The 20,209-nt window shown below is 71.9% G+C and carries 21 protein-coding genes; 2 read left to right on the top strand and 19 right to left on the bottom strand.

Annotated features, from left to right (window positions below; genetic code table 11):
* Positions 1 to 83 precede the first annotated feature (83 nt).
* Positions 84 to 713, top strand: a complete 630-nt coding sequence (locus ACFZAX_RS17180; protein ID WP_390962391.1) for a peptidoglycan DD-metalloendopeptidase family protein — start codon at positions 84 to 86, stop codon at positions 711 to 713.
* 185 nt (positions 714 to 898) lie between these two features.
* On the opposite strand, the gene ACFZAX_RS17185 is transcribed toward ACFZAX_RS17180, so the two are convergent.
* The 17 genes from ACFZAX_RS17185 to ACFZAX_RS17265 all read right to left on the bottom strand — a co-directional run bounded on the left by ACFZAX_RS17185 (position 899) and on the right by ACFZAX_RS17265 (position 14,536).
* Entirely contained in the window at positions 899 to 1,456 is a 558-nt protein-coding gene (locus ACFZAX_RS17185) for a helix-turn-helix domain-containing protein (protein WP_327180181.1), read from the bottom strand.
* A 107-nt stretch (positions 1,457 to 1,563) separates the two neighbouring features.
* Positions 1,564 to 2,400: an RNA polymerase sigma factor WhiG gene (whiG, locus tag ACFZAX_RS17190; protein ID WP_327178240.1), complete on the bottom strand. Its 837-nt coding sequence runs from the start codon at positions 2,398 to 2,400 to the stop codon at positions 1,564 to 1,566.
* 250 nt (positions 2,401 to 2,650) lie between these two features.
* Positions 2,651 to 3,763, bottom strand: a complete 1,113-nt coding sequence (gene dprA / locus ACFZAX_RS17195) for a DNA-processing protein DprA (protein WP_390962598.1) — start codon at positions 3,761 to 3,763, stop codon at positions 2,651 to 2,653.
* A 446-nt stretch (positions 3,764 to 4,209) separates the two neighbouring features.
* Positions 4,210 to 5,832 (bottom strand): ATP-binding protein, encoded by a 1,623-nt coding sequence (locus ACFZAX_RS17200; RefSeq protein ID WP_390962393.1) that lies wholly within the window; start codon positions 5,830 to 5,832, stop codon positions 4,210 to 4,212.
* Position 5,833: 1 nt separating this feature from the next.
* Positions 5,834 to 6,196 carry a YraN family protein gene (locus ACFZAX_RS17205; RefSeq protein WP_390962395.1) on the bottom strand — a complete coding sequence of 121 codons (363 nt, stop codon included), beginning with the start codon at positions 6,194 to 6,196 and terminating at the stop codon, positions 5,834 to 5,836.
* Positions 6,197 to 6,462: 266 nt separating this feature from the next.
* A complete protein-coding gene (locus ACFZAX_RS17210; RefSeq protein ID WP_043444228.1) occupies positions 6,463 to 6,771 on the bottom strand; it encodes a DUF2469 domain-containing protein in 309 nt (102 codons plus the stop codon).
* A 64-nt stretch (positions 6,772 to 6,835) separates the two neighbouring features.
* On the bottom strand, positions 6,836 to 7,324 hold the full coding sequence (locus ACFZAX_RS17215; RefSeq protein ID WP_390962397.1) for an NUDIX domain-containing protein: 489 nt from the start codon (positions 7,322 to 7,324) through the stop codon (positions 6,836 to 6,838).
* Positions 7,314 to 8,171: a signal peptidase I gene (gene lepB / locus ACFZAX_RS17220; protein ID WP_390962399.1), complete on the bottom strand. Its 858-nt coding sequence runs from the start codon at positions 8,169 to 8,171 to the stop codon at positions 7,314 to 7,316. The genes ACFZAX_RS17215 and lepB (ACFZAX_RS17220) overlap by 11 nt, the downstream gene beginning before the upstream one ends.
* A 49-nt stretch (positions 8,172 to 8,220) precedes the next feature.
* Complete coding sequence (lepB, locus tag ACFZAX_RS17225) at positions 8,221 to 9,105, bottom strand: signal peptidase I (RefSeq protein ID WP_390962600.1); 885 nt, start codon at positions 9,103 to 9,105, stop codon at positions 8,221 to 8,223.
* Positions 9,011 to 10,132, bottom strand: a complete 1,122-nt coding sequence (gene lepB, locus ACFZAX_RS17230; protein WP_390962401.1) for a signal peptidase I — start codon at positions 10,130 to 10,132, stop codon at positions 9,011 to 9,013. Before lepB (ACFZAX_RS17230) ends, lepB (ACFZAX_RS17225) begins: the two co-directional genes overlap by 95 nt.
* Positions 10,133 to 10,160: 28 nt before the next feature.
* Complete coding sequence (lepB, locus tag ACFZAX_RS17235) at positions 10,161 to 11,000, bottom strand: signal peptidase I (RefSeq protein WP_390962402.1); 840 nt, start codon at positions 10,998 to 11,000, stop codon at positions 10,161 to 10,163.
* Between the two features lie 45 nt (positions 11,001 to 11,045).
* Positions 11,046 to 11,396, bottom strand: coding sequence for a 50S ribosomal protein L19 (rplS, locus tag ACFZAX_RS17240; protein ID WP_266709644.1), 351 nt, complete (start codon positions 11,394 to 11,396; stop codon positions 11,046 to 11,048).
* A gap of 130 nt (positions 11,397 to 11,526) precedes the next feature.
* Entirely contained in the window at positions 11,527 to 12,348 is an 822-nt protein-coding gene (trmD, locus tag ACFZAX_RS17245) for a tRNA (guanosine(37)-N1)-methyltransferase TrmD (RefSeq protein WP_390962403.1), read from the bottom strand.
* A complete protein-coding gene (gene rimM / locus ACFZAX_RS17250; RefSeq protein WP_390962405.1) occupies positions 12,348 to 12,947 on the bottom strand; it encodes a ribosome maturation factor RimM in 600 nt (199 codons plus the stop codon). Before rimM ends, trmD begins: the two co-directional genes overlap by 1 nt.
* A 165-nt stretch (positions 12,948 to 13,112) precedes the next feature.
* Complete coding sequence (locus ACFZAX_RS17255; RefSeq protein ID WP_014153811.1) at positions 13,113 to 13,352, bottom strand: RNA-binding protein; 240 nt, start codon at positions 13,350 to 13,352, stop codon at positions 13,113 to 13,115.
* Between the two features lie 2 nt (positions 13,353 to 13,354).
* Complete coding sequence (gene rpsP, locus ACFZAX_RS17260) at positions 13,355 to 13,786, bottom strand: 30S ribosomal protein S16 (RefSeq protein WP_390962406.1); 432 nt, start codon at positions 13,784 to 13,786, stop codon at positions 13,355 to 13,357.
* 156 nt (positions 13,787 to 13,942) lie between these two features.
* A complete protein-coding gene (locus ACFZAX_RS17265) occupies positions 13,943 to 14,536 on the bottom strand; it encodes a hypothetical protein (RefSeq protein WP_390962407.1) in 594 nt (197 codons plus the stop codon).
* A 783-nt stretch (positions 14,537 to 15,319) separates the two neighbouring features.
* Between ACFZAX_RS17265 and ACFZAX_RS17270 the strand changes: the two genes are divergently transcribed.
* Positions 15,320 to 16,201: a methyltransferase domain-containing protein gene (locus ACFZAX_RS17270; protein ID WP_390962408.1), complete on the top strand. Its 882-nt coding sequence runs from the start codon at positions 15,320 to 15,322 to the stop codon at positions 16,199 to 16,201.
* Positions 16,202 to 16,423: 222 nt separating this feature from the next.
* On the opposite strand, the gene ftsH is transcribed toward ACFZAX_RS17270, so the two are convergent.
* Positions 16,424 to 18,349, bottom strand: coding sequence for an ATP-dependent zinc metalloprotease FtsH (gene ftsH / locus ACFZAX_RS17275; protein WP_390962409.1), 1,926 nt, complete (start codon positions 18,347 to 18,349; stop codon positions 16,424 to 16,426).
* A 254-nt stretch (positions 18,350 to 18,603) separates the two neighbouring features.
* Positions 18,604 to 20,160 carry a signal recognition particle protein gene (gene ffh / locus ACFZAX_RS17280; protein WP_390962410.1) on the bottom strand — a complete coding sequence of 519 codons (1,557 nt, stop codon included), beginning with the start codon at positions 20,158 to 20,160 and terminating at the stop codon, positions 18,604 to 18,606.
* Between the last annotated feature and the right edge of the window lie 49 nt (positions 20,161 to 20,209).

Consider the following 20,209-nt stretch of genomic DNA (forward strand, 5'->3'; position numbering starts at 1 on the left):
GACGCGTGCGGGTGCCGGGGGCGGCGCGGGGACGGGGACGCGTGCGGGTGCCGGGGCTGCCACGGGCACGGGGACGCGTGCGGGTGCCGGGGGCGGTCCGCCTCGTTCCCCTGCTCCTGGTACTCGGTCTTCTGGTGCTCGGTCTTCTGGCGCTCGGCTTTCTGGTGCCGGGCGCCCAGGCTCCGGCCGGAGCGTCGGCGCGCACGCCGGGCGATCCGCCGGCCGAGGTGCCCGCCCCGGCGGGCAACGCCTCCGACGCCCGGTCCTGGCCCCTGGCGGGGCGGCCGGTGGTCGTACGGGGCTGGGAGCCGCCCGCCGGCCCGTACGCGCCCGGTCACCGGGGCGTCGACCTCGCCGCGCCGCCCGGCACCCGGGTCCTGGCGGTCGCGGCCGGACGCGTCGCGTTCGCGGGCCGGGTGGCGGGGCGCGGGGTCCTCACCGTGGAGGTGGCGGGGAGCGGCGGTCCGCCGCTGCGCACCACGTACGAACCCGTGCGCTCGTCGGTGCGCGTCGGCGACGAGGTCCGGGCGGGCACACCGGTGGCGGTGACGGAAGCGGGCCCTTCGCACTGCACGCGGGGGTGTCTCCACTGGGGTGTGCGGCGCGGGGACACCTACCTCGACCCGCTCTCGCTGCTGCCGTCCGCCCTGCTGGGGCGGGGCCCGTCGCGGCTGCTGCCGGTGTCGGGCGTCCCTCTGCCCGAAGAGGCCTAGGGCGTGTGTCGAAAGTGGCGCCGTTCGCCCGGAGGGCGGGTCCGGCGACGTCCGGTGCGTGCGATCGCAAGGCGGAGGGTCGCCCCGATACTGGATGTATCGGGGTGATCCCGACAACGCGGCGAGCGTGCGTGCCGGACGTCGCCGGACAGGCGGGACTTTCGATACACGCCCTAGTGGCGGGTTCAGCCCCGTACACCGCGCAGGATCATGGCGACGGCGGTCTCGGCGATCACACCCGGCTCTTCGGCCACGACCAGCTCGATCCGGCGCACCGCCGCGTCGACGGAGCCCTGGAGCAGCATCGCCGCCAGCCTCGGCTGGGTGTGCCCGAGGTCGCCCAGGGCCTCGACGATCATGGTGATCAGTCCGCCGTGCGCGGCCCTGATCTTCTCGCGCGCGCCGGCGTCGAGCTCGCTGGCGGAGATGGCGACCACGGCGCGGTGGCGGCGGTCCCCGACCAGTTCGAGCTGCTTGCGGACGTACGCCTCGATCTTCTCCTCGGGCGTGGTGGCCCGGGCCATGGCGTTCTCCACCTCGGCCGCCCACACGGGGAAGTCGACCGCGCAGAGTTCCTCGACGACGGCGGCGCGGGAACGGAAGTACTCGTACACCGACGACCTGGCGAGACCCGTGCGTTCGGCGAGCGCGGGGAAGGTCAAGGCCTCCGTCCCGCCCTCGGAAAGCAGGGAGCGCGCGGCGTCCAGGAGGGCGCCGCGCTGCATGGTCCGGTGCTCGGCCACGGAGGCCGCTCGAATCCTGGGCACGGCTCCACTGTACGGCGGGGGGTGCGCCCGTGAAGTGCCCGACCTCGACGTCCGGCGGGGAGGAAAGGCGGCCGGGGATTCGGTCAGCGGCCGGCGTCGGCCAGTTTCGCGCGCAGCTGGAGGACCGACTTGGTGTGGATCTGGCTGACCCGGCTCTCGGTGACTCCGAGGACGTTGCCGATCTCGGCGAGGGTGAGGCCCTCGTAGTAGTAGAGCGTGACCACGGTCTTCTCGCGGTCCGGGAGCGTGTTGATGGCGCGGGCGAGCAGGCGTCTGAGCTCGCGGCCCTCGGCGACCTCCACCGGGTCGTCGGCAGCCGTGTCCTCCAGCGTGTCCATCAGGCTGAGCCGGTTGCCGCCTTCCCCGCCCACGTGGAGCAGCTCCTCCAGGGCCACCACGTTCGCCAGCGACAACTGGCTGAAAACAGCGTGCAGTTCCTCCAGCGCGATCCCCATCTCGGCGGCGACCTCGGACTCCGACGGAGTGCGCCGCAGTTGCGCTTCGAGCGTGGCGTACGCGCGCTCGACGTTCCGCGCCTTCTGCCGGACGGATCGCGGAATCCAGTCCAGCGCCCGGAGTTCGTCGATCATCGCGCCCCGGATGCGTGTGATCGCGTACGTCTCGAACTTGATGGCCCGCTCGATGTCGAACTTCTCGATGGCGTCGATCAGTCCGAAGACTCCCGAGGACACGAAGTCCGCCTGCTCGACGTTGGACGGGAGCCCCACGCTGACCCGGCCCGCGACGTACTTGACGAGCGGCGAGTAGTGCAGGATCAGTTGCTCCCGCAGCCGCTCGTCTCCCGTGGACTTGTACGTACGCCACAACTCTTCGAGGGAGGAAGGGGCGGAGGGCCGCACAGTGCCACGCGCAGCGGGTGGTACTGCCGCGCGGTCAGACCCGGAGGTGTGCTGGGGCATGTGGTGCCTTGAGCCGTTCTGCCGTGAAGTACTGGGGACTTGTGGGGAGTGAAGACCTGTGAGCGTAGCGTGACTGAGGCCTCGCGGTGCGCGTCGGAGAAGGGCGGGTGGAGCGCACGGGTGCCGCGCGCGCTCCCGCCGCCGGGCGTACCGGACGGCCGGGGCCGAAGCCGTACGCATCGGCCCCGGGAGTGGCGCCGCACGTACTCCGTAGGTCACCCCGCTTACCTTTTCACCCGAATGCTCCAGGTCAAGTACCGCCTCGCCGGGCATCGTCGTTGAGTCTCGGCCCGGACGTCGGGCGCCAGGTGTCGCCCTCCCGTTCGACGAACCCCAGAGAGTGCAGTTCGTACAGTCGCGCGAGCGTCTCGTCGGCCGACGTCCCTGCGGACCGGGCGACGTCGCGCACCCGCGTGGTCCCTTCACGGGGCAGCGCTTCCAGGACCGCGGAGGCGACCGGGCCCAGCAGGTCGCGTGGGAGCACGGGCCCGCGGCGGAGCGGGGCGAGGTCGCCGATGTCGCCGACCAGTTCCGCCACTTCGGCCGCGTCGGTGACCAGTACCCCCTCGCCGCGCAGCAGTTCGTGGACACCGGCCGACAGTCCGCTGGTCGCGGGCCCCGGTACGCCCATGGTGAAGCGGCCGAGCCGCTGGGCGCCCCGGGCGGTCACCAGGGAGCCGCTGCGGTATTCGGCCTCGACCACGACCGTGCCCCTGGTCAGCGCGGCGATCACCCTGTTGCGGAGGACGAACCTGCTGCGGGTCGGGTGGGTGCCCGGTGGCAGCTCCCCCACCAGCAGTCCCTCCCGTGCGATCCGGCCGATCAGCTCCGCGTGGCCCCGCGGGTAGGAAACGTCCACCCCGCACGCCAGGACCGCCACCGTCGCACCTTGGGCGGCCAGCGCTCCCCGGTGCGCCGCGCCGTCCACGCCGAAGGCGGCTCCGGAGACCACCACCCAGCCCCGCTCCGCCAGCCCCGCGCCCAGCGTCGCCGCCATGTGGGCGCCGTACGGAGTACAGGCCCGCGCGCCGACCACCGCGACCGAGCGCAGCGCCCAGAGCCGCAGATCCGGGCCGCCCCGGATCCACAGCCCCACCGGGCGGCTGTCGCCGAGGTCGTCCAGCTGCCCGGGCCACTCCGGATCGCCCGGCACGACGAACCGCCCTCCGGCCCGGATCATGGCCTCCAGGTCCCGCTCGGGGTCCGCCGCGGCGGCCCGCATGCGGTATCCGGCGAGCCGGGCCGCCGTCATCCCGGGCAGGGTCTGGGGCGACCCGTCGTACGAGGTCAGGCGGCGCAGTACCTCGACGGCCCCGTGCACGCGCAGCCACCGGCCGGCCCGCTCGTCCCCGGGTTCGACGATCCTGGTGAGCGCGGCCCGCGCCAGCCGTTCGGTGTCCGGCCCGCGACCCCCGGGAGGTTCCGGGCGCTCCGGGGGCGTGGGCGTCCTCGCGTCCGCGCCGTCCTCCCCCGGCTCCTCCGTCTTGCCCGGCTTCCCCGGCTCCTCCGTCTTCCCCAGCTCCTCCGTCCTCCCCGACTGCTCCGCTTTCCCCGGCTGCTCCGTCTTGCCCGGCTTCCCCGGCTCCTCCGCTTTCCCCGGCTTCTCCGTCTTCCCCGGCTCCTCCGTCCTCCCCGGCTCCTCCGTCCTCCCCGGCTCCTCCGTCCTCCCCGGCTCCTCCGTCCTCCCCGACTGCTCCGCTTTCCCCGGCTGCTCCGTCTCCTGCCGGTCCTGTTGCCGGGGCCCCCATGCCGGTCCCGTCTGCTCCGTCTCCTCCGGGTCCTGCGGCCGGGGCACCCACGGCGCCCCGGTCACGAGGCACGCGCCTTCATCGGCACACCGCGCTGGACACCGGTGCGCAACTCGAGGGCGACGGCCACGTCCGAAGCGTCCGGGCGGTCCACGCCGCGCAGGTCCGCGACGGTCCAGGCGACCCGCAGGACGCGGTCCAGCCCACGCGCCGTCAGGGCACCCCGCTCCATGTCGCGTTCAGCGGCCGTCAGCGCTCCGGGCGCGGCGAGCAGCCGGGTCCGCAGCTCGTGGCCCGGCACCTCGCTGTTGGTGGTCCAGGGCGTGCCGGCCAGCCGCTCGGCGGCGCGCGCACGGGCCTCCCGCACGCGGGCGGCCACGGCCGCGGTCGACTCGCCCCGGCCGCCTCCCTCCACCAGGTCCGCGCGGGTGACCGCCTCCACCTCGACCCGCAGGTCCACCCGGTCGAGCAGCGGTCCGGAGAGGCGGGCCTGGTAGCGGCGGACCACCGCGGGCGGGCATTCGCATCCGGCCCCGCCCAGGTTGTGACGGCCGCAGGGGCACGGGTTCGCCGCCAACGCCATCAGGAAGCGCGCCGGCAGTCTGACCACCCCCGCCGCCCGCGCCACCACGACGTGTCCGGACTCCAGGGGCTGGCGCAGGGCGTCCAGAGCCCTGGCCGAGAACTCGGGGGCCTCGTCCATGAACAGCACCCCGCGATGTGCCAGGGAGACCGCGCCGGGTCTCGGCAGCCCGTTGCCGCCGCCGATGAGCGACTGCATGGTGGCCGAATGGTGCGGGGCGCAGTACGGCGGGACACTCACCAACGGCTCGCCCGGCGGAAGGATTCCGGCCACCGAGTGCACCGCCGTCACCTCCAGGGCTTCCCGCCGGGTCAGCGGTGGCAGGATGCCCGGCAGCCGTTCGGCCAGCATCGTCTTGCCCGCGCCAGGGGGGCCTGAGAGCAGCAGGTGGTGTCCGCCCGCCGCGGCGATCTCCAGGGCCCTGCGCGCTCTGTTCTGCCCGGCGACGTCCCGCAGGTCCTTGCGGTACGGCCCGTCCGGCCCGCCGGGCGGGGCGAGCCCCGCGCCGAACCCGGAGCCGGGCACCATCAGCCCGGCGAGCAGGGCGTCGGGGCGGCTCACCTGGCCCGCCGGTTCGTCGGGGACGGGTTCGTCGCTCAGGATCGCGATCAGCTGGCGCAGGCTCCGTACGCCCAGAACCGAGACGCCCGGGACCAGTGCCGCCTCCCCGGCGGTCTGTTCCGGGACCACCACGTGGTCGTATCCCGCTTCGGCGGCGGCGAGGACGGCGGGCAGCACCCCGCGCACCGGCCGCACCCGTCCGTCCAGGCCCAGCTCGCCGATCATGACGACGTCGGCGATCGCCGACGGATCGATCCGCTCGGCGGCGCCGAGTACGGCGCACGCGACGGCGAGGTCGAACCCGGAGCCGGACTTCGGTACGGAGGCCGGGGAGAGACCGACCGTGAGCTTCTTCTGCGGCCACTCGGCACCGGAGTTGACGACGGCCGCCCTGACCCGGTCCCTGCTCTCGACCAGGCTCTTGTCCGGCAGCCCGACCAACGTGAAGGCCGCCACCCCTGGTTCCAGGTCCGCCTGGACCTCCACCACCACGCCTTCCACGCCGACCAGGGCGACGGAACAGGCTCGCGCGAAGCCCATCTCAGGCCACCCCCCGGGCGTGCTCGGCGACCGGGCCGCCCCGCCGGGGCACGATCACCCCGACGAGGTCGATGCGGACGCCGCCCCTCGGCGGCCCCCCGTGCGCGGCGAGCCAGAGCTCCGCGAGCTGCCGCAGCCGCTCCGCCTTGGCCGGGGTGATCGCGGCCATCGGGTGCTGGTACGCCGTCGATCTGCGGGTCTTCACCTCGCAGACGACGAGTGCGTCTCCGTCGCGCGCGACGATGTCGATCTCTCCGGCCCGGCAGCGCCAGTTGCGCTCCACCACGGCCATCCCCGCGTCGGTCAGCAGCCGCGCCGCCAACTCCTCGCCGTACCGCCCGAGTGCCCCTCGTGCGTTCTTCATCCGGCACCACCTCCGGCACCGACTCTGCGCGGAGCGGCCGATCCTTGTGGATCTTGGTGGACAACTTCCCGGATGTGGAAAACCCGGCCATCCTTGAGGATGACCGGGTCACCCCGGTTGACGGGCCGAGGAAACGATCCGCCTCGTGCCCGCGTCCGGCGTCGCACACTCCGAGTGCCGCCGCGCGCACCCCGCGTCGGACGTGCACACCCTGCGGCCCGCTCCGCACACCTGCGAAAAGGCCGGCCCCCTCGCGAGGAGGTCCGTCAGCCTCCCGGCAGTTCGAGGTCGCTCTTGTTGAGCTCCTCGATGTTCACGTCCTTGAAGGTCAGTACACGCACCTGCTTGACGAATCTCGCCGGCCGGTACATGTCCCAGACCCAGGCATCCGCCATGGACACCTCGAAGAACACTTCCCCCTGGACCGAGTGCACCTGCATCTCGTAGTCGTTGGTGAGGTAGAAGCGACGTTCGGTCTCGATCACGAATTTGAACAGACCGACGACGTCGCGGTACTCCCGGTAGAGCTTCAGCTCCATCTCGGTCTCGTACTTTTCGAGGTCCTCGGCGCTCATGGCATGCGTCCCCTTCAGCCGTGCGTTCCCCCATTGTGCTGCAGCCGGTGACGCCCCCGGACGTTCAGGCGATTTCGGGGGCGAGAATCAGCGGAACACTCGGAGAACCCTCGTCGAGCAGCCTGCGCAGCAGTTCGGCGAGCTTGGTCGGGTACACCGTCTCACGGGTCGCCCGCAGTTCGGCGGAAGTCCACCACCTGAGACCCGTGACACTGCGCCGCTCCAGGTCGGTCAGGCCCCCCAGGTCGGTGGCGGTCCGTTCCGTTCGCGCGAGAAAGTACGACTCGTCCTGTTCCCAGCGGCGCCCGTCGAACGGGAAGGAACATCTGCGCTTCCAGAGCACCGGACCGAGTTCGACCTCCGTGATGCCGGTCTCCTCCGCGAGCTCGCGGCGGGCGGCCTCCTCGTGGCTCTCGTCTCCCTCCAGCCCGCCGCCGGGCGTGAACCACCACCTGGTGCCGGGGTCCTCGGGCTCGAAACCGTGCATCAGCAGAATCCGGTCCTGCGGGTCGAGGAGCACCACTCGCGCGACCGTCCGGATCTCAGCGGACACCCGCCACCGCCTTCGCCTTCGCGGTCTTCCCGCGCCGCGTCCACGCGGCGACCGGCCCGTAGGCGCAGCCGGCCAGGATCAGCACCACACCCGCCACCACGGCACCGAGCTGGAGCGGCAGCGGCCCCTGGGACGAGATGCCGCCGGGGAGTCCGGCGAATCCCTCGGGCCGGTCGAGCATGTGCCCGGACGGCCAGGCCACCGCGTCGACCCGTGCCTCGACCGCGGCGCGGGGCACCGAGCCCTGTCCCTCGTCCGTCAGATGGACGCGGGAGTCCAGGGAGATCCCGCGGTCGTCGCCGAGCAGGAAGAGCTCGCCCTCGGGAACCTCCGCGCTGAACTCCGTGGAAGCGAGCTGTCCGGAGCCGTTGGAGTCGCCGGACGACGTGGAGCCGCTGGAGGCCGAGGGGGTGCCGGACGACGTGGAGTCACTGGAACCGCCGAGGCTGCCGACGGCACCCCCGGCACCCGCCGGCGTCCGCAGATACGGTTCCTCGACCGGCTCGTCGTTGACGGTGAGACGGCCCTTCGCGTCGCAGCAGACCACCGTGTCGCCGCCGATCCCCACGACCCGCTTGACCATCGGGGAGTTGCTCCAGGCCTTGTCGGTGAAGACCACGACGTCGCCACGCCGCACCTCGTCGCCGGTGATCCGCTGCGCGAGCACCTTGGCCCCGGTCTCCACGGTCGGGGACATCGACCCGGTCGGCACGGTGTACGGCCGGTACACCAGCGCCGCCCAGGCGAAACCGCCGAGGAAGAGCACACAGCCGACGGCCACGACCAGGCCCGACAGCACATTGCCGAGCCGGCCGCGGCCGTCTCCCGTACGTCCTGCACCACTCATCCCAGCGTCCCCCATCGGAGATCGACAATCGCTGATCCGAGTCGGCACACTACCCGTCGGTACGGTCCCGGGTCAGCCTCCTGCGACGCCAGAAGACCAGGGGCAGCGCCCCCGCCACACCGAGCGCGGCCGGCGCTGCCGCCGCCGCGGCGTTCAGGCCGGGCTGGTCGAAGGTGCTGGGAACGGGCAGCGTCGCCCAGCGGTTGACGGGCCAGGCGACCAGTACGGCACGGCCCACGACGTCGTCCACGGAGACGGTGCCCTGGCCCGGGAGGCTCTGGTGGTAGCGCGAGTCCAGGGAGTTCTGGCGGTGGTCTCCCATGACCCAGATCCGGCCCTTCGGAACCTTGATCGGGCCGAACGGCTTGTCGTCGCAGGGGGTGTTGCCCGGGTAGATGAACGACTTGTCTTCCAGCGCCTTCCCGTTGACCGTGACGGGGCCGTTCAGCTTGCACTCCACCGTGTCGCCACCCACCGCGATGACCCGCTTGATCAGGTCCTTCTCCTCGGCGGAGGGCATGAGCCCGATGAAGCTGAGGAACTTCTGCGCGATGTTCGGGTCGGGCGTGGTGGTGCCCTCCAGCCAGCCGCCGGGGTCGTGGAAGACGACGACCTCGCCGCGTTCCGGCTCGGAGCCGAACCACGGGGTCAGCTTGTCCACCAGCACCCGGTCGCCTCGCTGGAGCGTGTCCTGCATGGAGTCCGAGGGAATCGAGAACGCCTGGACCAGGAAGGTCTTGATCAGCAGAGCCAGAACGAGCGCGATCCCGATGAGGAGCGGCAGCTCCTTCCAGAAGGAACGCTGCTTGGGGGCCGAGGCGGCGCCGTCCGGGGCGTCGTCATCCCCCGTCCGGTCCGTCGCCGCCGAGGGGTCCCCGGTCCGTCCGGGCCGGTCCTCGGGTTCGTCGTGTCCGGATCGTGCGCCGACCGCCAAATCCCCCACATCCACTCCTCAATCCGTGCCACCGCCCGCGCCGGATGCGACGCAGGCCCGTCACTCCCATAACGAGCGGGAGTTCCGCAGGGGTCGGGAGCGGGATCATTCCGTAGGGATCCTGGTGGGACACACTATGCGAGAGACGGGGCGCGGCCGACGCTCCCGACGCCGCGTCCGGCACCCCCGCGAACGCGTCGCGCTGTCCCAGCGTGGCCCAGTTCCCCGCAGGCCAGGCGATGACCACGGCGCGCCCGACGACGTCCGAGAGCGGCACAGTGCCGTGGAAACCGTTGCCGAGGTGGTAGCGGGAGTCGGCGGAATTGGACCGGTGGTCGCCCATCACGAAGATCCGGCCCTCGGGAACCTTTACCTCGAATTGGATGGCCGATGGCACATCCCCAAGGTTCAGGTAGGGCTCGTCGACGGCCACCCCGTTGACGGTGAGCCGGCCGTCCTTCCCGCAGCACTTCACGGTGTCCCCGCCGACCGCGACCACCCGCTTGATCAGGTCCTGTTCGTCGGCGGAGGGCAGCAGTCCGATGAAGGTGAGGAACTCCTTCGCCTGCCGGATCCCGACCGGCGCCGTGCCGGTGCCCACCGTCCCGCCCTCCCCCAGCCAGCCGCCGGGGTCCTTGAAGACCACCACGTCGCCCCGCTGCGGCTCGGCGTCGAACCACGGCGTCATCTTGTCGACCAATACGCGGTCACCGATCTGGATGGTCCGTTCCATGGAGCCGGAGGGGATCACGAAGGCCTGGACCACGAAGGACTTGAGGAACAGTGCTATGAGCAGCGCGAACACGAGCAGGAGGGGAATCTCGACCACCTTGGACCTGCGACGCCGCCGCGCGACCCGCCGCGCCAGCCTCCGGCGCTCGGCCCGGGTCGGTGCCGACCGCGTGCCCCCGGCCCCGGCCGGGGAGGCGGACCGGCCCGCGTCCCCGGTGTCGTACGAGGACTCCTCCTCGGGACCGGAGCCGTACGAGGACCCCTCGGAAGCAGGTCCGAACGAGGACCCCTCCACGGGACCGGAGCGGCTCCCGCGGCCGCGGCTACCCATGCGGGCCGCCCGGCTCCGGTACGCCGTCGAACGCCCTGGAGCCGGCCAGTGACCCCGCCCGGCTCCAGGGCCAGCCGATCCAGTCCACCCGTCCGATCACCTCGCCGACGGGCACCATGCCTCCCCCGGGCTCTCCGAGGTGACTGCGGGAGTCGCTGGACCGGTCACGGTGGTCGCCCATCATCCACAGGGTTCCGTCGGGGACGACGATGTCGAACGGCACACGGGAAGGGGCGTCCCCCAGGTGCAGGTACTCCTCGTCCAGGGGGGCGCCGTTCACTTCCAGCCGGCCCTCCGTGTCGCAGCAGACCACGTGGTCGCCGCCCACCCCGACGACGCGTTTCACGAAGTCGGTGTCCGGAGGGTCGGCGAGCCCCAGGACCGCGGCGGCCCCGCGCAGCAGCCCGGCGACGGGGTTCCCGCCGGCGGTCTCCGGGAGGAAGGAGCCGGTGCCGTCGAAGACCACGACGTCCCCCCTCTCCGGCACGGAGCCGAAACGGTACGCCAGCTTGTTCACGAGCACCCGGTCCCCGACCCGCAGCGTCGACTCCATGGAGCCGCTCGGGATGAGGAAGGGCTGTACGACGAAGGCGCTGAGCAGGAGCACGGCGGCCGGCAGGGCGGCGCAGACCACGGCCACCCGCCGCAGCGTGGGGCCGCGCCCGGCCCGGTCGCCGCCGGCCTGTCCCGGCGCGCCGGACTCGCCGGGATCGGGGGACGTACCACCGGAAGGCCCCGGCGTCCCGGAACGCGAAAAGCGCGACCGCGTCCCCGGACCTTTCGCAGGCCCGGCGGAGCGATCGCGCTTCGTGTGCTGTTCTTCCGTGTCCATCGGGGCCGAAGCTTATCCGGCCGCGCTGTGGACGTCGGTGTCAGCTCAGCGGTCGCGCTTCTCCTTGATCTTCGCGGCCTTGCCGCGCAGCTCACGGAGGAAGTACAGCTTGGCGCGACGGACATCACCGCGGGTGACGAGCTCGATCTTCTCGAAGATCGGGCTGTGCACCGGGAAGGTGCGCTCGACGCCGACGCTGAAGGAGACCTTGCGGACCGTGAAGGTCTCGCTGACGCCCGCGCCCTGGCGGCGGATGACGATGCCCTTGAACTGCTGGATACGGGAGCGGTTGCCCTCGATCACGCGCACGTGGACGTTGACGGTGTCACCGGCGCGGAACGCCGGGAGGTCCGAACGCAGGGAGGCGGCGTTGACGCCATCGAGCAGGGAAGCCATTGTGTCTGCTTTCTTCGCCGATGCCACAGGTCATCGACGGGAGATCGTCTGGAAGATCGAAGTGCTGATCACGCCGGGCGGACGTCGTTCCCCCTGTGGCAGGGGCGCACGCCGGACGGACAGCAGCTGCTCATTCTTCCACGTCGGAAGGCCTGCGCCAAAATCGGCCACCGGGCTCCGGTGCCCAGCCGAGGATCGAGAGGATCTCCCGGTCCTTCTTGTCGAAGTCGCTCGCGGCGCAACGTTCGATCAGATCGGGCCTGTTCAGCGCGGTACGGGCGAACGCCTGGTCGCGGCGCCACCGCGCGATCCTCCCGTGGTGGCCGGTGAGCAGCACGTCGGGGATGGCCCGGCCGCGCCACTCGGGCGGCTTGGTGTAGACGGGGCCCTCCAGCAGGTTGGCCATGGCGCCGGGGGCGAAGGAGTCGTCGCGGTGCGACTCGGCGTTGCCGAGGACGCCGGGCAGCAGGCGGGCCACCGCCTCGGTGATCACGAGGACGGCCGCTTCCCCGCCGGCGAGGACGTAGTCGCCGATGGAGACCTCGACGACCTCCATGCGGGTGGCGTACTCCTCCATCACGCGGCGGTCGATGCCCTCGTACCGCGCCGGGGTGAAGACCAGCCACGGCCGCTCGGAGAGTTCGACCGCGAGTTCCTGGGTGAAGGGGCGCCCGCTGGGGGTGGGCACGACCATGACGGGGCTGTGCGCGCCGCCCTCGTAGCCGTCGGCGAGCACCTGGTCGAGGGCGTCGCCCCAGGGTTCGGTCTTCATGACCATGCCGGGTCCGCCGCCGTACGGGGTGTCGTCGACCGTGTTGTGGCGGTCGTAAGTCCACTCCCGCAGGTCGTGGACGTGCACTCCGAGGCTGCCCCGGGCGCGGGCCTTGCCCACGAGCGAGACGTTCAGCGGGTCGAGGTACTCGGGGAAGATCGTGACGACGTCGAGCCGCATTACGCCTTGCTCCCCGCGTCGGTCCCGGAGCCTTCGCCGGGGCCCTCGCCGTCGGTCTCCTCGTCGCGCGAGGAGGCGACGACCGCCTCGCTCTCGTTGAGCAGGCCGGGCGGCGGGGTGATGACGGCCCGCTGCTCCTCCAGGTCGATCTCGGTGACGATCTCCTCGACGAAGGGGATCATCACCTCGCTGCCGTCCGGGCGTTCCACGATGAACAGGTCCTGCGAGGGCAGGTGGGTGATCTCGGTGATCCGGCCGATCTCGGTGCCGTCCGCGAGCACCACGTCGAGGTCCATCAACTGGTGGTCGTAGAACTCCTCCGGGTCCTCCGGGAGCTCGTCCGGGTCGACCTCGGCGATCAGCAGGGTGTTGCGCAGTGCCTCGGCGCCGGTCCGGTCGTGCACGCCCGCGAAGCGGAGCAGCAGCCGGCCACTGTGCACCCGGCCGGTCTCGATCGTGAGCGGTCCCGTTTCCGCCGGGTCGGTGGCGAGCACGGCACCGGGGCCGAGTCGCAGCTCGGGCTCGTCCGTGCGGACCTCGACGGTGACTTCGCCCTTGATGCCGTGGGCGCGGCCGATCCGCGCAACTACCAACTGCACGCTGATTCTCCGATTGATGGGGCGGACGCGGGCGGCCGGCGGGAGCCGGGCGACAGCGCCGGGGGTACGGGAGGGCCGCCCCGGGCACCCCTCGGGGCCGGAGCGACGACAAGGGCCGGGGACGGCTGTGAAGCCCTCCCCGGCCCTTGCCGGTGTTCAACTCTTTCAGCGCACCTGGTCCACGTCGACGAGGTCGACACGGATGCCACGGCCGCCGATGGCGCCCACGACCGTGCGCAGAGCACGCGCGGTGCGGCCGTTGCGGCCGATCACCTTGCCGAGGTCGTCGGGGTGTACCCGGACCTCCAGCACGCGCCCGCGGCGCAGGTCACGCGAGGCGACCTGCACATCGTCGGGGTTGTCGACGATGCCCTTCACGAGGTGCTCGAGAGCCTCCTCGAGCATGCTCAGGCCTCGGTCGACTCGGCAGCGTCGGCCGCCTCGTCAGCCTTCTTCTCGGACTTCTTGGCCTTCGGGGTGATGGCTTCACCCTTGGCCTCGTCACCGTCGGAGGCCAGGGCCTCGAACAGGGCGCGCTTGTCAGCCTTGGGCTCCGGCTGCAGCAGCGGCGCGGGGGCCGGGAGGCCCTTGTGGGCCTGCCAGTCACCGGTGAGCTTGAGGATCGCGAGGACGGGCTCGGTCGGCTGGGCGCCGACGGACAGCCAGTACTGCGCGCGCTCCGCGTTGACCTCGATGCGGGACGGGTTCTGCACCGGGTGGTACAGACCGATCTCCTCGATGGCCCGGCCGTCACGGCGGGTACGGGAGTCGGCGACGACGATGCGGTAGTGAGGCGAACGGATCTTGCCCAGACGCTTCAGCTTGATCTTGACTGCCACGGGAGTGGTGTCTCCTGGTCTTGACGGGATTGGGCACAACAAAATGCCACGTGGGGTTGTGGCACTCGAAGTGTCCGATGGACGCGTCAGCCGGAGGAGAGAGGGGTCCTGTGCGACTGTCGAGTGCAGCTGTCCATTGTGCCACACACCATCGGCTCACCCCACCGCGACGGTGGCTTCCGGAATACGGAACGGCTTCCCGCAGCCCCCGCAGACGATCGGCGCCTGGGCGAGGACCGAGGGGACGACCCGGACGTTGCGTCCGCAGTCGCAGACGGCCTTGACGCGGACGCCGCCGCCGGACGAGCCGTGCCGGGCCGCCGGGCCCCGGAAGGACCGCTTGGTGTCGGCCGCCGTCGCCACGGTGTGCGCCTTCAGGGCGCGCTGGAGGCGCTCGGCCGTGGGCCGGTACCGCCTCTTCGCCTCCAGGTTGAGGGTGACCAACGAGAAGCCGCTGCTGGGGTGCGGCTCCTCGGTGTGGTCGAGGCCCAGCTCTTCGGCGATCGCGAGGAAACGTCGGTTGTGGTAACGGCCGGCGCGGGAGGTGTCGCGGACACCTCGGGCGGCGGCGATGCCGTGGACTGCCTCGTGGAGCAGTCGCTCGAAGGAGAGTTCGGCGCCACAGGCGGACGAGGACTCTCCGATCAGGGACTCGGGTGCGGCGAGATCGGGCAGCTCGGGGTGGTACCGCTGAATGTCGGCCCACGCCTGCGCCAGCTCTGCGGCAAGTACAGGTGGTGTCGTGCTCACGTCGTGATAACGAGCCTGAGGGCCTCGGTGTTCCTATTCCGGGGCATCCCAAATAATTTGCACGTACCAGCCGGTTGACGGCGATGCCCCGTGTACACGGGCGGGTACGCCGATCTGCGGAGAAGCCTCACAGCTCCCACCAAGGTTGTACGTAATAACGCGTAGACGCTCTGGTCGGAGTGCGCAGGTGCGTACCGCTTTCCTACGCTTTCGCGATGGCCGGGCCGGGTACCCGGGCCGCCACGGAGGCCTGCGGCGGGGCCCGGGGTCGAGGCCCCGGGCGGCCCGCGGGCGGTCGGGGCGAGGCTACCGCCCCCGCCGCCCGAACGGACCACCGGCCCCGCCGACCGTTCGCGTACGCGGCCGGGCACACCCGCGAGGGGTCCGCCGTGCTCCGCGACCACCCCCGTGACCACGGCGTACGCGGGCGCCGGGGCGTTCGACGTGCTGCGCCCCGGCTGTCGGGTGAGACTGGGCGGAAGGAACGGGAGGCTCGCGTTCCGGATGGCCGCCACCCACCGCGGACCAACCGGACCCGGGTGCCACCCGGCGGACCACGGGGTCCGCGAAGCGAGTCGGTACCGCCTTCCCGACGGCGAGAGTCGGCGGTGCGGCGCACCCCCGCCCCCACCGGGCGCACGACCGGGGCGCGCAATGAATGACCCTGCGCCCCCTGGACGCGGCGGCTGATGCGCAGTTCCCTGACATACGGGGACGCCGACGCCCGCACGCGGGGCGCCCATTCGGGCACGACCGAACCCTCTTGGCGATTGGGGTACATCCATGACACCAACGCTCGTCCGGAACCACAGGTACGCGGACACCCCCGCTCCGGTGGACACCGGTACCCGTGCCCGCGACTGGGCAGAGATCCAGGAGCGGATGCTGTCACCGCTGTACGAAGCGGTCTACGAACGGCTCGAAGTCGGGTCGGGCACGCGCATGCTCTCCCTCGGCTGCGGCTCCGGGCTCGCCCTGCTGATCGCGGCGGCCCGCGGAGCCAGGGTCACCGGGGTGGACGCCGACCACGACCGGCTCGCCCTGGCCCGGGAACGGCTGCTGCCCCCGGGCACGGAGGGGCGGGGCGGTAGAGCCGGATCCCACGGCCCGGGTACCGGCGCACCCGCGCGCCTGGTCGACGGCCTCCCGGCGGCGGTACCCGCGGACGGGGCACCGTACAACCTGGTCACCGCCTTCGACCCGATCGGCCGCACGGCGGGCGACGGGGAGGAGCTCACCCCCGCGCTGGAGTCCGCCGTACCGCTGGCGGCCCGGGGCGCGACCGTGGTGCTGACCGGCTGGGGGCCGCCCGAGCGGTGCGCCACGGCGGCGGTGCTGGAGGTGGCGGACCGGCTCACGAACCCGTCCGGCGGTGCGCGCCCGGGCGCCGGTCGCCCGGCACGGCGGGACGATCTGGAGGAGGTCGCGTCCCGGGCGGGGCTGAAACCGGACGGCTCGGGCCGGGTGTCCTGCCCGTTCGGCTACGCGGACCTGGACAGCGCGGTCCGCGGGCTGCTCTCGACGGGGCTCTTCGACGCCGCGGTGGCGGCGACGGACCGCGGGCAGGTCGCCAAAGAGGTCGCCGAGGCGCTCCACCCGCACCGGCGGTCCGACGGCACGGTGTGGATGCCGAACGTCTTCCGCTACCTGGTCTGCGTCCGCTGAGATCCGCTTCCGGCACCGGGCGTGCGAGGGGCGGACGCGATGGTCCACCCCTCGCACGCTCCTGTGTGCGGCACGGACGCGACGCGTGCGGCACGGACGCGACGCGTGCGGCACGGACGCGACGTGTGCGGCACGGAGGCGACGGTCCGCCCCTCGCACGCCGCTGGGCGCGGGCCGGGACGAGACCGTCCCTCCTCGCACGCTCCCGCGCGGGGCGCCCGCTCACGCCGGATACGGCTTCTCCAGCCGGGTGATCCCCGCCGCGCGGTACGCCTCCGCCTCCTCCAGCGTCTCGTTCGCCAGCAGGGCCTCGGCGAGCGAGTCGAGCCGGTCGCGGTTCTCACGCAGGAGCCGGCAGGCGTCCTCGTAGCACTCGTCGACGATGCGCCGCATCTCCTCGTCGATCGCGTCCAGCGTGGCGGGCGCCGCCGACAGCCCGTAGGCCTGCTGGGCGTCGGCCGGGATGGCCGTGAGGCGGCCGACCCGGTGGCTCATCCCCCAGCGTCCGACCATGCCGCGCGCCAGGCCGGTGACCTGTTCCAGGTCGCTCTCGGCGCCCGTGGTGATCACGTCGTAGACCACGTGCTCCGCGGCCATGCCGCCGAGGGCGCCGATGATCCGGCCGCGCAGGTAGTCCTCGGTGTACGCGTACTTGTCGGCGTCCGGGGTGGAGAGCGTCACGCCCAGGGCCCGGCCGCGCGGCACGATGGTGACCTTGCGCACCGGATCGGCGCCCGGCTGGAGCATGCCGAGCAGGGCGTGGCCGCTCTCGTGGTACGCGGTCCTGCGGCGCTCCTCCTCCGGCATGACGAGGGGGCGTTCGGCGCCGAGCTGGACCTTCTCCAAAGCCTGGGAGAGGTCCGTCTGCTCCACTTCGGAGCCCTTGCGTTTGACCGCGAGCAGCGCCGCCTCGTTGGCGAGGTTGGCGAGGTCGGCGCCGGTCATGCCCGGGGTGGAACGGGCCACCCGGGACAGATCCACGTCGTCGGCGAGCGGGATCCGCCGGGTGTGGATCTTCAGGATCGCCTCGCGCCCTCCCCGGTCCGGCGGGCTGACCTGCACGACACGGTCGAACCTGCCGGGGCGGGTGAGCGCGGGGTCGAGGACGTCGGCCCGGTTGGTCGCGGCCAGCACGATCACGCCCTCCGAGCCGGAGAAGCCGTCCATCTCGGTGAGGATCTGGTTGAGGGTCTGCTCGCGTTCGTCGTGGCCGCCCATACCCGCGCCGCCGCCGCGGACACGGCCGATGGTGTCGATCTCGTCGATGAAAACGATGGCGGGCGCGACCTTGCGGGCCTCGGCGAAGAGCTCGCGCACCCGGCCGGCGCCCACGCCGACGATCATCTCGATGAACTCGGAGGCGGACGCGGAGAAGAACGGCACTCCGGCCTCCCCCGCGACGGCGCGCGCCAGGAGCGTCTTGCCCGTGCCGGGCGGCCCGGCGAGGAGGACGCCGCCGGGCATGCGGGCGCCCATCTTCCGGTAGGCGTCCGGGTTCTTCAGGAAGTCGACGACGTCGTTGAGCTCGCCCTCCACCTCGTCGATGCCGGCCACGTCGGCGAAGGTGGTGCGGGTGCCGCTCTCCAGGGCGACCGGTTTGGGCGGCGCCTTGCGTCCGAACCCGCCCATGCCGCCAGGACCGCCGCGCGACATCCGCCGGGCGATGAACACCCAGAGCAGGACGAGGAGCAGCATCGGCGCGAGCGAGATCAGCAGGTTGGCGAGGAAGCTGCGCTGCTGGACGACCGGCTCGGCGGTGACGGTGACGTCGTCGTCGACCAGTTCGTCCCAGAGGTCGTCGTCGGCGAAGGCCGGCCGCTGGGTGGTGAACTTGGTGTACTCGGTGTCCTCGCCGGGGACCTTCGCCTTCTTCTTCAGCTCGCCCTGGATGGCGTCGCCCTTGGAGTAGATCGTGGAGACGTTCCCGGCGCCGACCTGCTTGGTGAACTCGGTGTAGGCGATGGTCGGCTCGTCGTCTCCGTTGAAGAAGGAGAGCACCAGGTTGGCGAGGAGGTAGACGACCAGCGCGGTGAGCAGCAGCCGTCCCCAGCCGCCCGGCATCTTCCGCCGCTGCGGCGGGGGCGGGGGTGCTCCCTCGGAGCGCCAGGGCTGGTCGGGTCGATCGCGGGGAGGTACGGGGGTGGTCACTCGCTCTCCTCTGCCGACGACCGTGGGTGGCGGTATTCGCGACATTAGGGGAGAACACGCGCCGAAGCTCCCGGAGAGTCCACTCCCTGGGCCGTACGCGGCACGCCGGAGCGGCGCACCACGCCGTGGTGCGCGGGACGCCGGAGCAGCACGCGACGTCGTGGTGCGCGGCACGCCGAAGGGGCGCGCAACGTCGTGGTGCGCGCCCCTTCTCACGTACGAACGGCGCCCGGGAGACGGGCGTCCCGCGGCGGTCAGCCCATGAACTTCTTGAACTCGTCCGGCAGCTCGAAGTCCTTGCCCGGCGCACCCTGGTCCGGCACGCCGAAGGCGTTGCCCTGGGCGGCGGCCTGCTCGCGGCGCTCCGCGGCGGCCTGCTCCTCGGCCTTGCGCTTCATCGGGTTGCCGCTCTTGCGCTTGCCCTTGGCCTGCTTGATCTGCTTCTTCTGCCGGCCGGGGCCGCCACCCATGCCGGGCATCCCCGGCATGCCGGGCATGCCGCCGCCCTGGGCCATCCGCGACATCATCTTCCGGGCCTCGAAGAAGCGCTCCACGAGGTTCTTCACCGCGGAGACCTCGACGCCCGACCCCTTGGCGATACGGGCCCGGCGCGAGCCGTTGATGATGGTCGGCTCGGCGCGCTCCTTGGGCGTCATCGACTTGATGATCGCGGCGGTGCGGTCGACGTCGCGCTCGTCGATGTTGGCGATCTGGTCCTTGATCTGCCCCATGCCGGGCAGCATGCCGAGCAGCTTGGAGATGGAGCCCATCTTGCGGACCTGCTCCATCTGCGCCAGGAAGTCGTCGAGCGTGAAGTCCTTGCCCTTGCTCGACGCCAGCTTGGAGGCCATCTTGGCGGCCTCTTCCTGGCTGAACGTCTTCTCCGCCTGCTCGATGAGGGTGAGCAGGTCACCCATGTCGAGGATGCGGGAGGCCATGCGGTCCGGGTGGAAGGCGTCGAACTCGTCGAGCTTCTCGCCGTTGGACGCGAACATGATCTGCTTGCCCGTGACGTGGGCGATCGACAGGGCGGCACCACCACGGGCGTCACCGTCGAGCTTGGAGAGCACCACGCCGTCGAAGCCGACGCCGTCGCGGAAGGCCTCGGCGGTGTTGACCGCGTCCTGACCGATCATCGCGTCGACGACGAAGAGGATCTCGTCCGGGCTGACGGCGTCGCGGATGTCCGCGGCCTGGCGCATCAGTTCCTGGTCGATACCGAGGCGGCCCGCGGTGTCGACGATGACGATGTCGTGGACCTTGTTCTTGGCGAACTCGATGGAGTCCTTCGCCACCCGCACCGGGTCGCCGACTCCGTTGCCCGGCTCCGGCGCGTACACAGCGACGCCCGCGCGCTCGGCGACGACGCTCAGCTGGTTGACGGCGTTGGGGCGCTGGAGGTCACAGGCCACGAGGAGCGGGGAGTGTCCCTGCCCCTTCAGCCAGAGGCCGAGCTTTCCGGCGAGGGTGGTCTTACCGGCGCCCTGGAGGCCCGCGAGCATGATCACGGTGGGCGGGTTCTTCGCGAACCGCAGGCGCCGGGTCTCCCCGCCGAGGATGGAGACGAGCTCCTCGTTGACGATCTTGACGACCTGCTGGGCCGGGTTCAGCGCGCCGGAGACCTCGGCGCCGCGCGCCCGCTCCTTGACGTTGGCGATGAAGGCACGGACTACCGGAAGCGCGACGTCCGCTTCGAGCAGGGCGATACGGATCTCGCGAGCCGTGGCGTCGATGTCCGCCTCGGACAAGCGGCCCTTGCCCCGGAGGTTCTTGAAAGTCGCGGCAAGGCGGTCGGAGAGAGTATCGAACACGGCGCTCGTCGGTCCTCAGGGTCGGGGGCGTGGCAGGTCGCCTACTAGA

This window comes from Streptomyces sp. NPDC008125, from assembly GCF_042957125.1.
GTDB lineage: Bacteria > Actinomycetota > Actinomycetes > Streptomycetales > Streptomycetaceae > Streptomyces.

Coding starts and splice junctions, on each gene's coding strand:
- whiG (WP_327178240.1), bottom strand. CDS start 2,400: ATGCCCCAGCACACCTCCGGGTCTGACCGCGCGGCAGTACCACCCGCT.
- ACFZAX_RS17200 (WP_390962393.1), bottom strand. CDS start 5,832: ATGGGCTTCGCGCGAGCCTGTTCCGTCGCCCTGGTCGGCGTGGAAGGC.
- ACFZAX_RS17205 (WP_390962395.1), bottom strand. CDS start 6,196: ATGAAGAACGCACGAGGGGCACTCGGGCGGTACGGCGAGGAGTTGGCG.
- ACFZAX_RS17210 (WP_043444228.1), bottom strand. CDS start 6,771: ATGAGCGCCGAGGACCTCGAAAAGTACGAGACCGAGATGGAGCTGAAG.
- lepB (WP_390962399.1), bottom strand. CDS start 8,171: ATGAGTGGTGCAGGACGTACGGGAGACGGCCGCGGCCGGCTCGGCAAT.
- lepB (WP_390962402.1), bottom strand. CDS start 11,000: ATGGACACGGAAGAACAGCACACGAAGCGCGATCGCTCCGCCGGGCCT.
- rplS (WP_266709644.1), bottom strand. CDS start 11,396: ATGGCTTCCCTGCTCGATGGCGTCAACGCCGCCTCCCTGCGTTCGGAC.
- trmD (WP_390962403.1), bottom strand. CDS start 12,348: ATGCGGCTCGACGTCGTCACGATCTTCCCCGAGTACCTCGACCCGCTG.
- ACFZAX_RS17255 (WP_014153811.1), bottom strand. CDS start 13,352: ATGCTCGAGGAGGCTCTCGAGCACCTCGTGAAGGGCATCGTCGACAAC.
- ACFZAX_RS17270 (WP_390962408.1), top strand. CDS start 15,320: ATGACACCAACGCTCGTCCGGAACCACAGGTACGCGGACACCCCCGCT.